This window comes from Curtobacterium sp. PhB78, from assembly GCF_003751685.1.
Classification (GTDB): domain Bacteria; phylum Actinomycetota; class Actinomycetes; order Actinomycetales; family Microbacteriaceae; genus Curtobacterium.
In genome coordinates, this window is record NZ_RKIA01000004.1 from 241,718 (window position 1) to 255,066 (window position 13,349).

At 66.3% G+C, this 13,349-nt stretch carries 12 protein-coding genes; 9 read left to right on the plus strand and 3 right to left on the minus strand.

The window, feature by feature from the left end:
- Positions 1-18 precede the first annotated feature (18 nt).
- Positions 19-462, plus strand: a complete 444-nt coding sequence (locus tag EDF53_RS10950) for a hypothetical protein (RefSeq protein WP_123293601.1) — start codon at positions 19-21, stop codon at positions 460-462.
- A 5-nt stretch (positions 463-467) separates the two neighbouring features.
- Here EDF53_RS10950 and EDF53_RS10955 read toward each other — a convergent pair whose 3' ends face one another.
- The 3 genes from EDF53_RS10955 to EDF53_RS10965 form a co-directional block, all read right to left on the minus strand.
- Entirely contained in the window at positions 468-1,766 is a 1,299-nt protein-coding gene (locus tag EDF53_RS10955) for a PP2C family protein-serine/threonine phosphatase (RefSeq protein WP_123293602.1), read from the minus strand.
- A 78-nt stretch (positions 1,767-1,844) separates the two neighbouring features.
- Positions 1,845-3,056, minus strand: a complete 1,212-nt coding sequence (locus EDF53_RS10960) for an acyltransferase (RefSeq protein ID WP_123293603.1) — start codon at positions 3,054-3,056, stop codon at positions 1,845-1,847.
- A gap of 71 nt (positions 3,057-3,127) precedes the next feature.
- Positions 3,128-3,850: a CPBP family intramembrane glutamic endopeptidase gene (locus tag EDF53_RS10965; RefSeq protein WP_148058325.1), complete on the minus strand. Its 723-nt coding sequence runs from the start codon at positions 3,848-3,850 to the stop codon at positions 3,128-3,130.
- A gap of 156 nt (positions 3,851-4,006) precedes the next feature.
- On the opposite strand from EDF53_RS10965, the gene EDF53_RS10970 reads away from it, so the two are divergent.
- The 8 genes from EDF53_RS10970 (at position 4,007) to EDF53_RS11010 (ending at position 13,336) form a co-directional block, all read left to right on the plus strand.
- Positions 4,007-5,443, plus strand: a complete 1,437-nt coding sequence (locus tag EDF53_RS10970; RefSeq protein ID WP_123293605.1) for a polysaccharide biosynthesis tyrosine autokinase — start codon at positions 4,007-4,009, stop codon at positions 5,441-5,443.
- A 13-nt stretch (positions 5,444-5,456) separates the two neighbouring features.
- A complete protein-coding gene (locus EDF53_RS18970) occupies positions 5,457-6,410 on the plus strand; it encodes a hypothetical protein (protein ID WP_148058326.1) in 954 nt (317 codons plus the stop codon).
- On the plus strand, positions 6,404-7,879 hold the full coding sequence (locus EDF53_RS10980) for a sugar transferase (RefSeq protein ID WP_123293607.1): 1,476 nt from the start codon (positions 6,404-6,406) through the stop codon (positions 7,877-7,879). The genes EDF53_RS18970 and EDF53_RS10980 overlap by 7 nt, the downstream gene beginning before the upstream one ends.
- 24 nt (positions 7,880-7,903) lie before the next feature.
- On the plus strand, positions 7,904-9,049 hold the full coding sequence (locus EDF53_RS10985) for a glycosyltransferase (RefSeq protein ID WP_123293608.1): 1,146 nt from the start codon (positions 7,904-7,906) through the stop codon (positions 9,047-9,049).
- A 91-nt stretch (positions 9,050-9,140) separates the two neighbouring features.
- Positions 9,141-10,301, plus strand: coding sequence for a hypothetical protein (locus tag EDF53_RS10990; protein ID WP_148058327.1), 1,161 nt, complete (start codon positions 9,141-9,143; stop codon positions 10,299-10,301).
- Between the two features lie 194 nt (positions 10,302-10,495).
- Complete coding sequence (locus EDF53_RS10995; RefSeq protein WP_185021013.1) at positions 10,496-11,236, plus strand: glycosyltransferase; 741 nt, start codon at positions 10,496-10,498, stop codon at positions 11,234-11,236.
- Positions 11,229-12,428, plus strand: coding sequence for a hypothetical protein (locus EDF53_RS19360; protein ID WP_185021014.1), 1,200 nt, complete (start codon positions 11,229-11,231; stop codon positions 12,426-12,428). Before EDF53_RS10995 ends, EDF53_RS19360 begins: the two co-directional genes overlap by 8 nt.
- Complete coding sequence (locus EDF53_RS11010; protein ID WP_185021015.1) at positions 12,425-13,336, plus strand: glycosyltransferase; 912 nt, start codon at positions 12,425-12,427, stop codon at positions 13,334-13,336. Before EDF53_RS19360 ends, EDF53_RS11010 begins: the two co-directional genes overlap by 4 nt.
- Positions 13,337-13,349: the final 13 nt, after the last annotated feature.

Here is a 13,349-nt window from a genome sequence, read left to right on the forward strand (position 1 = left end):
CTGGGCTACGGTCGACGCATGGGGAACGACGACGTGGCCGGGCAGCAGCGGCGGGACCGGAACCGGTGGTGGCTCTGGTGCGTCGGCGGGTTCGTGCTGTCGCTCGGGCTGCTGCTCGTGCTGGGGCAGTGGTTCCCGGTGAGCGCTGGGGTCCTCGTCGGCTGGTTCGTGCTCGCGACCTCGGCCTGGTCACTGCCGACTGGCCGTCCGCGCCTGGGCAGCCCCGTCGCCACGTTCGTGCTGTCGACGATCACGGTCATCGGGGTGGGCTTGCTGGTCGGTGCCATCGTGCCGAACCGGGGCGACGGTGACCTTCGCATCGAGGGGATCGTCCTCGGGGCCGTGCTCACCGCGGTCGGTGTGACGTGGGGGATCGTCGTGGCGAAGCGGTTCTCGCGGCGGCAGGTCGATGCGGAGATCGAGCGGTTCCGGCGCGAGCAGGAGTCACCGACCGGCGACTGACCTCGTCACGTGCGCTCCTGACGCGCCGGTTGCGCGGGCAGTGCGGAGGCCCCGGTCGCCACCGGTGCTCGTCGGATCGCGATCACGGTCACGTCGTCGTCGTGCGCGACCTCGTCCGCTCGCGCGGACAGTGCCGCCACCAGCGCCGTGGGTTCGGAGCCGCAGGCCCGTGCGAGATCGGCCACGGCGTCGACGGTGTCCTCGCGCCCGCCGAACAGGTCGAGCACGCCGTCGCTGAACGAGATGAGCAGGTCGCCGGTGTCGAGGAACCCCTCGGTCGTCGCCCACTCGTCGCGGAGCCCCATCCCGAGCGGGAGGTCGCTCGACCGGAGCCGATCCACGCCACCGTCTGACCTGAGCACCAGGCTCAACCCGTGGCCGGCGTCCGCCCACCGGAAGGTCCCGTCGGTGGAGATGCGCGCGTGGAACAGCGTGGTGAAGGTCACGTCGGTCGCGCTGCCCTCGGCCGCGAGCCCGTCGGCCGCCCGCAGGAGCGCCTCGGACGGGTCGTCGACGGTGCGGGCACTGCGGACCGTTGCACGCACGGCCGCTGCGATGAGCCCCGCCCCCACGCCCTTGCCCATCACGTCACCGAGACTGACGGCGATCCCGGTGTTCGTCTCGTACCAGTCGAAGAAGTCTCCACCGACCGACTTCGCGGGCAGGCAGGCGCCCGCCACCGCGACGTCGGCGCCCAGGTGGTCGGTCGACGTCGGGAGCAGCGACCGCTGGACGGCGGCGGCCCGGTCGATCTCCGCACGGACGCGCTCCTCGCCCAGCCGGGCAGCGCGGACGTTGCGCCGCGCTCGCCGCGAGAGTTCCTGCACGACCGCCGCGACCGTCCCGAACACGATCACGGTGACGCCGAGACGGACCAGCTCGCTCGCACCGGGCACGTTCGTCGGCGTCAGGAAGTAGGGCGCCATGATCACGAGCGTCACGCCCAGTGCCGCGTACACGACGGTCATGCGCCCTCGCAGGGACCCGCACCAGACGACCGGCAGGACGGTGAGTGAGGTGAAGACGGAAGCACTTGCGCCCGTGCTGGTCCGGAACAGTGCGATCGCCACGAAGTCGAGCACCAGCAACGCCGGCACGAGTCCGACGGAGTGCGGCAACGCCAGTGCCACCGCAGCCACGACCGTCGCGACGCCGGTGACCGCGAGGCTCGCGACGAACAGGCCGTCGTCCGTCACCTGGAGCGACGGCACCGTGATGCTCAGGACGGCTCCGAGCGCCAACAGCGCACTCAGGGGAGCCTGCCGGGCGAGGGGGCTCTCGAGGATGCTGGTTGGGCGAGACATTCGAGAAGGACGTTACCGGTCGGGGCGGCTCATCGTGCGGTCGGTGTCAGCGCGGCCAGGTGAGGACGACCGCCAAACCTAACGAGGCTGATGGCCAGCGAGGGCCGAATCGTCTCCATCGCTCACCCCGTGCGCGATGGGTCGGGAAAGGGAGCGTGCGATGGTCTGAGCCAGTCGGTGGCTTGGATGCTCGATGACAGCGTAGAAGATCCAAGCAATGGCGAGTGAGAGTGGTATTCCGACGACGAAGTCGACGAGGTGACTACCTACCAGGTAGTGCAGCGCGGCGATCAGCGGATCGTGGACGAGATACAGGCTGAACGAGATCGTGCCGAGCGCCTTCAGCGGGTGGGATTCGAGAAAACGCCGAAGCCGATCGTCGAAGATCGCTGCGGCGACGAGTCCAGCTGCCCCGACAAGTTGCAACGATGCTGTCATGTCGAGCAGATGGGCATTCGACGTCCAGAGCAGTGCGAACCAGTACGCACAGAGCAACAGAAGACTGGATGCGACCCACAGATTCCATCTGGTTGCGCCGCCGGACGACAGCCGCTTCGTGGACTGCTGGAGAACATTGAAGTTCGCCGCCATCAGCACACCAACCGCGAACATCGACATGTACATGAGCAAGTTCCCGATCGCGGGCACGTCACTCCGGAGATACGCACCCAGGAGCGTCGTGGTCAGTGTCGCCGCGAGCTTCGACGGCCATCCGACTCGTACCTTGACGAGGACGATGAAGTAGATCGGCAGAAGGAGCGAAAAGAGCACCTCCCACACGATCGACCAGAGCGGCCCGTTGTAGTAGTTCGAATCGTGAAGAACGAGGCTGCGGAGGATGATCTGGGGGATGTCCGTGGAGATGTGTCGTTCGTCCACCCAAGCGGCCCCCGCTGACGCGCTCAGCGTCCGCGTCAATGCGAAAAGGCCGAGCGCCCATGCGATCGACATCCAGACCGGCACGTAAAGGCGGACGAGGCGGGAAGGGTAGTACGCGCGCCAGTCGAACCGCCGCGGGCGCAGAAGGGGAAGGGTGAGAACGAATCCGCTGAGGACGAAGAAGACGAACACGGCTTCACCTCCTGCCCAGAACAAGTGAAGCGGAGTGTGGACGAGCCACCACGTCGGCGACCCAACCTGGGCGACGGCCACCGGATCGTCGTAGACCGCGGTGAGAGCGGGAAATCGGAGCATGCAGTGGTGAACGACGACGATGAGCGCCGCGAGGCCACGCAAGCCCAGGAGTGAATCGATACGGCCGTGCGGCGCAATGGCCCCCGTGAGTTGCACGGGCTAACAGTAGTGTTCCGGGCCGTCATGAAGTGCACTGCGGCGCACCCCGGACTAGGCGGAAGGAGACGTCAGCGCGGCCAGGTGAGCACGACCGCCACGGTGTTGAACAGGACGTGCGCCACGATCGCCCCGCCGATGCGCCCGGTCATGGCGACGAGCGCCCCCGTCAGCAGGCCGAGCACGAACGTCGTCACGAAGACCTCGAAGCCCGCGACCGACGACGTGGTCGTGCTGATCGCCAGGTGCATCAGCGCGAACGCGAACGCGGTCACCAACACCGCGAGGAACCGCGTGCGCGGTGTCAGTTCGGCCGACAGTCGACGCTGCATGACGCCGCGGAACACGATCTCCTCGAGCACCGGACTGACCAGGCACACCCCGATCGCCGAGACCACGAGCAGCAGCACGTCCGGGGTGCCGAGGGTCGGCTGCGGCGTGAGCCCGGTCGCACCGAAGAACGCGACCGACAGCACGGCGTCGAGCCCGCGGCACACGACGACGATGCCGATCGCCGCGACGACGTCGGCCCACCCGAGCCCGAGCCGCCGCACGAGGACGGCCGGAGCGGACTTCCGGAGCACCCACCCGACACCGAGCACGAGCGGGACCCACACCGCCAGGTCCGCAGCGAGCACCTGCGTGATCGGCGCAGGCAGACCCCCAGTCCGGGCGACTCCACCGACGATGCGGGACAGCAGCACGGCGACCAGGAGCGCGATCACGATGACCTGCAGGTCCCGCACCGCCGAGGAGGGACGGGCGGCGGTCGACGCGTCCGGTTCGGGCTGCATGCCGCCACCGTACGGGACGCAGAACGAGACTCGACGTCCCACGACCCGAGCGCGTCTCATCGGTGTGGCAGTATTTCCCTGCCGAACGCTAGGACAATCCTGGCCGACCTGTGACGGGACTTGCAGGACGCGGCGACATTCGGGGAAGGGTGCCGCGTGGAGCTACGCGACTACATCGCGGTCTTGCGCAAGGGGTGGGTCTTCATCTTGGTGCTGGCACTGGTCGGCGTCGCCGCCGCCGCGGGCTTCTCGCTGTTGAAACAGCCGGTCTACTCCGCCTCCGCGCAGGTCTTCGTCTCGACGCAGACCAGCGGTAGCGCAAGCGATCTCGCGCAGGGCAACACCTTCACGCAGCAGCGTGTGCTGACGTACTCGAACCTGGTCGAGACGCCGATCGTGCTCCTGCCGGTCATCTCCAGCCTGAAGCTCGACATGACTTCGGACCAGCTGGCGGAGTTGGTCACTGCCGACGCGCCGGCCAACACGACGCTCATCTCCATCACCGTGAACGACACGAGCGCCAAGCAGGCCGCCGACATCGCCAACGCGACGTCCGAGAGCCTGACGAACGTCGTGCAGAACATCGAGGCCACCGACGCCGACGGGACGAGCACGGTCAAGCTCACCCGAGTCAAGGAAGCCCAGGTGCCGAGCGCACCGGTCAGCCCGAACGTGCCGGTCAACGTCGTGCTGGGCCTGCTCGTCGGCCTCGCGCTCGGCGTCGGCGTCGCGGTCCTGCGCTCGACGCTCGACAACCGTGTCCGCACCGAGTCGGACGTCGAGAAGATCAGCGAGAAGCCGGTCGTCGGCGGGATCGCCTACGACAGCAAGGCCTCGGAGCGCCCGCTCATCGTGCAGGTCGACCCGCGCAGCCCGCGCGCGGAGTCGTTCCGCACGCTCCGCACCAACCTGCAGTTCCTCGACCTCGGCACCGGTTCGCGCACCTTCGTGATGACGTCGTCGGTCGAGTCCGAGGGCAAGAGCACCACCGTCGCGAACCTCGCCATCGCGCTCGACAGCGCCGGGTTCCGCGTGATCCTGATCGACGCCGACCTGCGCCGCCCGAAGATCGCGACGTACATGGACCTCGAGGGCGGTGCCGGTCTCACCGACGTGCTCATCGGACGCGCGACGATCGAGGACGTCGCCGTGCCGTGGGGCCGCGGCAACCTCGTCGTGCTCCCCGCTGGGCCGATCCCGCCGAACCCGTCCGAGCTGCTCGGTTCCCGCGCGATGCAGGATCTGATCGCCGGTCTGGAGCAGCAGTTCGACTACGTCCTGTTCGACGCCCCGCCCCTGCTGCCCGTCACGGACGCCGCGATCCTGTCGAAGAAGGCCTCCGGCGCGATCGTCGCCGTCGCCTCTGGCCGCACCCACAAGGGCCAGCTCGCCGGCGCGGTCAGTGCGCTCGAGAACGTGGGTGCCCCGATCGCCGGCTTCGTCATGACGATGATGCCAACCAAGGGCCCGGGTGCCTACGGCTACGGCCGCTACGGCTACGCGTACGGCTACGGCCTGCAGGACGAGGACACCCCCATGCCGAAGCCCCCGAAGCGCGGCCGCGTCGCAGCCACCCGCGGAGCCGCTCGATGACGGCGGTCCGCACGTGAGTCCGCGCCGGGGGTTCCGCACCCTCGGCAGCGTCTTCTCGCGCCGTACGCTCGTCTGGGTCGCCGTCATCGTCGTCGTCCTGGTGGTCGTGGACGTGGTGCTCGTCGCACTCGCGCTGGCACGCACGGCACCTTCATCGAACGGAACTCCTGGGCCGGTGCCGACCTTCTCGAGCTCTCCCCGGTCGCCAGGCTCCGCGACGACCAAGCCTTCCGGAACCGCCACGGCGGATCCCGCAGGCATGGTCGCGCCCGGCCGCCGTCTGCTGTCCGCTGTCGACAATCGCGATGCATGGCGCGCCTCCAGCGGAGTGTGTGGCGGAGCAGAGGGTGTGCTGGAACACACCGTGGACGGCGGGGTGACTTGGACGGCCGTGGGGTTCGGACCGGGGACCGGGGCCATACTCGCTCTGCGTTCCAGTACCGACGGTGTTTCGCTCATTGTCGGAGAGGGCGACGACTGCGAACCGACCGTCCGGACCTCCACTGACGGCGGCAGGAGTTGGCACGCGGGTGCGGCAGGGACCGCTGGCGCGGGCATCGGACCCGACGGACTCGTGCTGTCGAACGGGATCGGCGATTCGCCGTGTGTTGACCCACGCGCGGTGTATCAGGGCGAGCAAACGACGGCTGTCGTCTGCGACGGTACGGTCCAGTGGCGCACCGGTGCGACCGAGTGGGTGCCAGTACCTCTGAAAGGCGTTCGATCGATCGCGGTCGAAGGCGGCGAGTACACCCTCGCGCGAACGGGCGCCGATGTTTGTGGTGGCGTGCAGATCGTGTCGATGCCCGCGAGTGGTGTGACGCCGAGCACGTCGGCGACCCCGGTCGGCTGTGCGCCGGAGGCCGAGGCCGATGGCACGCCCGCGCTCGCTCGCTCCGGCTCAGCCGTGTGGCTGTGGGCAGGAGACGACGTACTCGTGTCGAACGATGGCGGCACCTCATGGTGATGCGTGCACCCGACTCCACGAACGTCGATCAGACGGCTCCGTCGGCGACGAACTGGACTCGCACCTACGCGCGACGCGTGCTCTTTACTGACTTCCTGGTGCTCTTCTGGGTTGTCTTCGGAGTGCAGATCGCATGGTTGGGCTTCGACTCGAACCTGGCAGCCAATGAGAACGATCTCCGGCTTTCGTACACCGGAGTTTCTCTCCTCGTGATCCTGCTCTGGCTCGGAGCCCTCGCGACCTATGGCACGCGCGGCGCTCGCGTGCTCGGGGTCGGGAGCGCCGAATACCGGCTCGTCGCGGACTCGAGCGCCCGTGTGTTCGGGATACTCGCGATCGCTGCGTTCTTGTTCCATCTGGAGCTCGCGCGAGGGTACGTACTGATCGCGTTCCCCGTCGGCATACTCGTGCTCTTGCTCTCCCGCTGGATGTGGCGTCAGTGGTTAGTCGCGCAGCGGCGATCCGGCCGCTACTCGGCGAAGGTGTTGCTCGTCGGTTCAGAACCGAGCGTCCTGCACATCGCGGGAGAACTCGCGCGGTCACCCGAAGCCGGCTACCGCGTCCTTGGGGCTGCAGTCTCCAGCGGTCGCGTCGGGACACTTCCCGGTTCGGACATCCGAAGTTACGGCGGGTTCGACGACCTTCAGACCGCGCTCGAGCACAGCGGCGCCGACACCGTCGTGATCACGAGTGCGGACGATCTCCCCCCAGAGCGTGTCCGAGAGCTCAGCTGGACTCTTGAACCCGGGAGACAGCACCTCGTCGTGGCTCCGAGTCTGACGGACATCGGCGGTCCTCGGATCCACACACGTCCGGTGCAGGGGCTCCCTCTCATCCACGTGGAGACGCCGACGTACGAGGGACGAAAGCTCTATGCGAAACGAGCCTTCGACGTCGTCGGCAGCATCGTCTTGCTTGCTGCACTGTCTCCGCTGCTGCTTGTGCTCGCACTTGCCGTGAAGCTCACCTCGTCAGGACCGGTCCTCTTTCGACAGGAGCGTGTTGGGCTGAATGGGCGTCCGTTCATGATGATCAAATTCAGGTCGATGGTCGCGGACGCCGAGGATCGACTGCAGGAGTTGAGCGCACTCGATCGAGCCGAAGGCAACGACGTCCTCTTCAAGATGCGGGTCGATCCACGCGTGACCCCGATCGGACGGATCATACGGAGGTTCAGCCTCGACGAGCTCACTCAGCTATTCAACGTTCTTGCTGGAACGATGTCCCTCGTCGGTCCCCGACCGCCACTCGAGCGTGAGGTCCAACGGTACGACGCGCACGTCCATCGGCGGTTCCTCGTCAAGCCGGGTATCACCGGGCTTTGGCAAGTCAGCGGCCGTTCTGACCTTTCGTGGTCAGACTCAGTCCGTCTGGACCTCTTCTACGTCGAGAACTGGTCCACGGCCGGTGACCTGGTCATCCTGTGGAGAACGGCTAACGCTGTCATCAGGAGTCGCGGTGCGTACTGAGACCCGAGACGGAGGCGACCTCGAATGAGCGGTCTCATCGTGCATGACTGGCTCGAAGAACGCGGCGGAGCCGAAGTCGTCGTGGACGCAATGCTTGATGCGTTCCCTGGCGCTGAGCTCTTTGCGCTCTGGGACGACGCCGGGGAACGGTTCTCCGCTCGGACCACCGTGCATCAATCCTGGCTCGCGGGCACGCCGCTCAGACGGCACAAGGCGGCTGCCCTTCCGTTCATGCCGATGGTGTGGCGGGGCGTGCGAGTCGAGGACGCGCCCGACTGGATGCTTGTCAGTTCGAACGCATTCGCGCACCAGGCGCGGCTACGGACGCACCGTGGGATCCCAAAGTACGTCTACACCCACTCGCCGGCCCGCTACGTGTGGGATCCGGCCCTGGATCAGCGGAGTACGAGCCGAATCGTCCAGGCGGTTCGTCCTGCGTTTCGGGCGATGGACCGCGCTGCTGTGGACCGGTCGGCTTCGTTCGCTGCGAACAGCGAATTCGTCCGGGAACGGATGCTTCGCGCTTGGAACGTGCAGAGTCGCGTGATCCATCCGCCGGTTCCGGTTGAATCGATCCAGCGGATCGGGGTCTGGGCTGAGTCGCTCAGCGAACCGGACCGAACTCGTCTCGATGCTCTCCCGGCGGACTTCCTACTGGGGGTCTCGAGGTTCGTGCCGTACAAGCGGCTTGATGCCGTGCTGGAGATAGGCGCCGCGGAAGGTCTTCCGGTGGTCATCGCGGGGGCTGGTCCGGATGAGGCGCGTCTGCGGGCACTGGCCGCTGACCTCGGAGTCAGCGCGGACTTCGTCATCGCGCCCTCGACGCCTCTGTTGCGAGCCCTGTACCAGCGTGCGCTCGCGCTCCTGTTCTTATCAGTGGAGGACTTCGGCATCGTCCCGGTGGAGGCCATGGCTGCGGGCGCTGCGGTGATCGTCAACTGCATCGGCGGCGCGGCGGAGACGGTCGAAGACGGTGTGTCAGGTGCGCATGTCACACCGGACGATCGATCTCAAATCCGCGAGGTCCTGGACCGGCTGACTCGCAGTGATGTCGGCGTACGTGCGGCGCAGCGTGCGCGATCATTCGGTCACGGCAACTTCGTGCAGCAGATGCATGACTGGGTCGGTGCCAGCGATACAGCCGGGCGAGGTAGCGGGTCCTGTGGCTAGCCGACGATCGACAACGATCACCGCCCGAGAGCGGTTCGTGCCGCGAGGCGCTATCGATATCCCCGACCGCGGTGCGACGAGGCTGGCGACGGTGGCCCTTGTCGTCGCGTTCTACTACCTTTCCTACCGGTACCCGTTCCAGATCAACTCGTCGATGACGAGTCCGTCGTACCAGGACACGCCAGCCACGCTGCAGGCGGCCAAGTACGGCCTGTTCGTCGGCATTGCCGCGACGGCGCTCGTGTATTTTTCGGTGTCTCGGGCGCGTCGACCCTTCATTCGTGTGTCGGTACCGCCCCTCGTCGTCCTCGGCTTGAGCGTCGTGGCCCTGTGGCCGGTGGCGCAGGCCATGCTCTTCGGACGGCCTGACCTCGTCGAGACCGGAGTGTTCTTCGTCCTCACAGTGCTCTACCTCCTCGTCGCGCCGGAACTCGACGTGAGCGGGACACTTCGAACCGCGAAGGCCTTCGTCGTCATCGCCCTAGCCGTCAACCTGCTGCAGATCGGCCTGTACCTTGCTGTCGGCAGATTGCCGGCACTCGCTTACGAGGGGACCACCTCGATCCGGTTCGGGTCCCTTTGGGACGACCCGAATGGTTTCGCGGTCGTGATCGCCTACCTGCTTCCCGTCGCAGCAGTTGGGTTCCGGCGTTTCCGAATCCTCATGGTGCTCTTGCTTCTGGGTTCCCTCGTCCTGACGCAGTCCGTGACGGGGATCGTCGCGACCCTGGCAGCTGTCGTCATCGTGTGGGTCCTTCGGCTGCGTCTCACATCAACTTGGATCCCAGCCTTCCTCGTGGTGGTCGTGATCGCTGCAGCGGTCAGACTCGCATCGCTGGTATCGAACCCGGTCGTGGAAGCGTTCGTCGAAGGAAAGTCCGGCAGCGTACAGGGGCATCTGGAGGCGCTGACCATCCTCGACGGGCTCGGCCTCGGTCAACTCCTCGGATTTGACCCGATGCTGGCCACGGTCGAGAGCGGTTATGTCGATCTGATCGGCACGGAAGGTGTTCCGTTTGCTGTCGTCTACGTCCTTGCGCTTCTTGCGCTCCTCCACCGTTCGATGGTGAACGCACGTGGCACGGATGACCGCTCGAGAGCCGTCCACCTCGCGTCAGCGACGCTCTCGGTGGCGATCCTGGTTGCGTTGGTCAACCTCCCCGTGCAATCGGTGTTCCCACTGAATGCCCTTGTTGCGTTGAGCTTCGCGTTCGAGTTCTGTACGCCGATCAGAACGGAAAGGCAGCTATGACGCCGTTGCTCGACAACCGGTGGACAGGGCACTTCGGGATCGCTCGCTTCGGGGCCGAAGTGGTGAGTCGGCTCCCCGCAGAGTGGCGACGAATCGACCGGGGCTCACCGTGGCTGCCTCTTGGGGGAGGCCTCCGAGACTTGCGCTACTCTCCGGGTTTCAACGTTTCACTGCACCAGCGTCAGCTCCTGACGGTGCACGACCTCATCCACTTGGACGATGCCGCGGAGTCGACCGCGAAGAAGACGTTCTACTACGAGTCGGTACTGCGGCCCGCCATCAAACGAATGCGGGTGGTCCACACGGTGTCCGAGCACTCTCGAAGACGGATCCAAGAGTGGTTGCGGGACGATCGGATTGATGTCGTGAACGTCGGAAACTCGGTGGACACGGATGTGTTCGGGCGCGACGTGCCGAGGCCCACTCCCGGAAAGCTCCTCTACGTCGGCAATCTCAAACCCCACAAGAACGCTGCTGTGCTCTGGGACGCGCTCCGGCACCGGCCCGACTACCACCTGACGGTCGTCACGAGCGACGCGGACAGAGCGCGAGCATGGTCGGAGCAGGCAGGCCTGACCGAACGCGTCGATGTCCGCAGCAGCGTCGACGATGAGCAGCTCGCCTCGTTGTACGCGTCGTCGTCGGGCCTGGTGTTCCCCTCGCTCCACGAAGGGTTCGGGCTACCGGCTCTGGAGGCGAGAGCAAGCGGGGTGCCGGTCGCATTCGCATCGGCGTGCGCCGTCGTGGCCGAGACGGTCGGCGCGCACGGTGTGCCGGTCGAGGACGCGTCGTCGCCGGAGGCATGGGCGGAGGGCTTCGACGAGCTGCAAAAAGGCGAATGGGGCAACACGTTCGCAAACGGACCCGTGATGAGAACCTGGTCCGATGTCGCCGCTGCTGTGCAGCATTCAATCGAGAGGGAACTGGGTGTCTGACATCACCGGAACGATCTACTGCACGGTCGTCGCGCAGAACTACCTGCCCCAAGCGCTGGCGCTCTACGACAGTGTTCGAAGGATCGAGCCGGACAAGGAACTCGTCGTCCTCGTCGTCGACGGCGACCGACGCGAACTCGAAGCAGGGCGCCCCGGGCTCCGCGTGGTGACCACGGAAGTGCTGGGTCTATCGTCACGTGCGGTACTCGAGCTCGCGGCGATCTACGACGTCGTCGAATTCTCTACGTCCGTCAAGCCGCTCTTCTTCAAGGCGCTTCTGGGTGAGGCGGAGAGGGTCGTCTATCTCGACCCGGACATGGTCATCGCCTCTCCGCTGGCGGAGCTCGAGGAACTCGTCGATGCGCACGGAATCGTGCTCACACCGCATTTCCTCGATCCGATTCCCCGATCCGTCGAGCACATCACCGAGGGACACGACCTGACGGTCGGCATCTACAACCTCGGCTTCTGCGCAGTCGGCCGTTCCGCTGTTTCGTTCCTCGACTGGTGGTGGTCACACCTGGAGCGTGAGTGTCTGATCTACCCGCTGCTCGGCATGTTCGTCGATCAGAAGTGGGTAGACGTGGGAGCCAATTACTTCGGCGCCCACTCGCTCCGTCATCGCGGCTACAACGTCGGGCCTTGGAACCTCCACGAACGACGCTTCGAGGGTGCGGAGGCTGGGTACTCGATGGAGGAACCCGGCGGTGAACTTCGCCTCCTGCACTTCAGCGGATTCAACCCGGCTCAACCGGAGGCCGTCAGTGTTCGTCTTTCGGTCGACCTCCGTGAGGTCGGCGACTCCTTCCCTGCGCTCGGTGAGGTGAGCCGTGCCTACGCTGCCGCCGTCATCGCGGCGCAGGGCGAACTCGGGCCTTCTCCGGAGTACGGGTTCGCTCGGGACGCCGACGGGCAACTCTTGTCGAAGCGAACCCGGCGTGCCTACCGTAAGCAACTCCTCGAGATGCCAGCTGGCAGTCATTTGCCGTCACCCTTCGTCGGGCACGAGGTCGCGCGATTCCGTGCGTGGCGTCGCCGAGCGCTGGTGTCGCGGCTCGCTCTGACTCTCGGCGACGCCTCCATCGCAGCGAAGTACACGTTCCCGGACGAGTTCTCCGTTGTGAAGAAGCGGCTGCCCGGATTCGGAGCGCTCCGGCAGCGGCTGCTCGACGCGGGACGCGTTCGCCGGTGAATCTGACAGTCGCGGCGGTTGTGCCGGCGTTCAACCCCGATCCAGGGTTCATCGATCGCCTCCTGCTGCTCAAGGGGCAGGTCGGTCTCATCGTGGTCGTGGATGATGGGTCGGAGACACCCATCGTGCTGCCGACACACCTGAAGGACGTCGTCCTGGAGCGTCAGCACAACGCCGGAATCGCGAACGCGATCAACCGTGGCGTCGGGAGAGCCCTGGCAGAGCGCGAGGGCTTGGAGTATCTCCTCACTGTGGATCAGGACTCCGTACTCGGGCCCGACTTCGTCGCTACCTCGGCTCGTGTGGCCCAGACAGCGGCGGCGGATGGAATCGGCGTCGCGGCGACGGCGACCGCGCGGTACAACGGCAAGCCAGCGAAGTCGATCGGAAGCACGTCAGGATTCCAGACGGCGCTGCACGTTGCGCAGTCCGGAATGCTGTTCCCGCGTGCCAGTTTCGAACTCGTCGGAATGTTCGACGACTCCCTCGTCATCGACGGAGTCGAGACCGAATGGTGTCTCCGAGCCCGTCGGCGCGGTCTCGATGTGGTCTTGGCAGCCGGAACGGACATGGCACATCCAGTCGGCGAGCCCTACCCGATCGAAGTTGCGGGACGGCGGCTCATCGTGCGTGGTCGTGCGCGGTCCGTGTCGGTGCACTCGTCGATCCGGCGCTACTACATCACCCGGAACCGACTGCTCGTGTACCCGCGGTACTTGCGCGCGGCACCCGGGTGGATCGCTCGTGACACGCTCGCGGAGGCGAGGACGCTCGTGTTGTCCCTTGTCTTCGGGCCGAACCCTGTCGCGCAAGTTGCAGGATTCCTCATGGGCGTCCGGGATGGGCTGCTTGGCCGTCGTTCGAAGGCACCCTCGTCAGTTCGTCGTGCTCTCACGAGAACGCGTTGAGATGACTTCTCGA

What these genes read in the sequence shown, in the direction of transcription:
- EDF53_RS10955 (WP_123293602.1), bottom strand. Translation starts at nt 1,766, where the DNA reads ATGTCTCGCCCAACCAGCATCCTCGAGAGCCCCCTCGCCCGGCAGGCT.
- EDF53_RS10980 (WP_123293607.1), top strand. Translation starts at nt 6,404, where the DNA reads ATGGTGATGCGTGCACCCGACTCCACGAACGTCGATCAGACGGCTCCG.
- EDF53_RS10950 (WP_123293601.1), top strand. Translation starts at nt 19, where the DNA reads ATGGGGAACGACGACGTGGCCGGGCAGCAGCGGCGGGACCGGAACCGG.
- EDF53_RS10965 (WP_148058325.1), bottom strand. Translation starts at nt 3,850, where the DNA reads ATGCAGCCCGAACCGGACGCGTCGACCGCCGCCCGTCCCTCCTCGGCG.
- EDF53_RS10985 (WP_123293608.1), top strand. Translation starts at nt 7,904, where the DNA reads ATGAGCGGTCTCATCGTGCATGACTGGCTCGAAGAACGCGGCGGAGCC.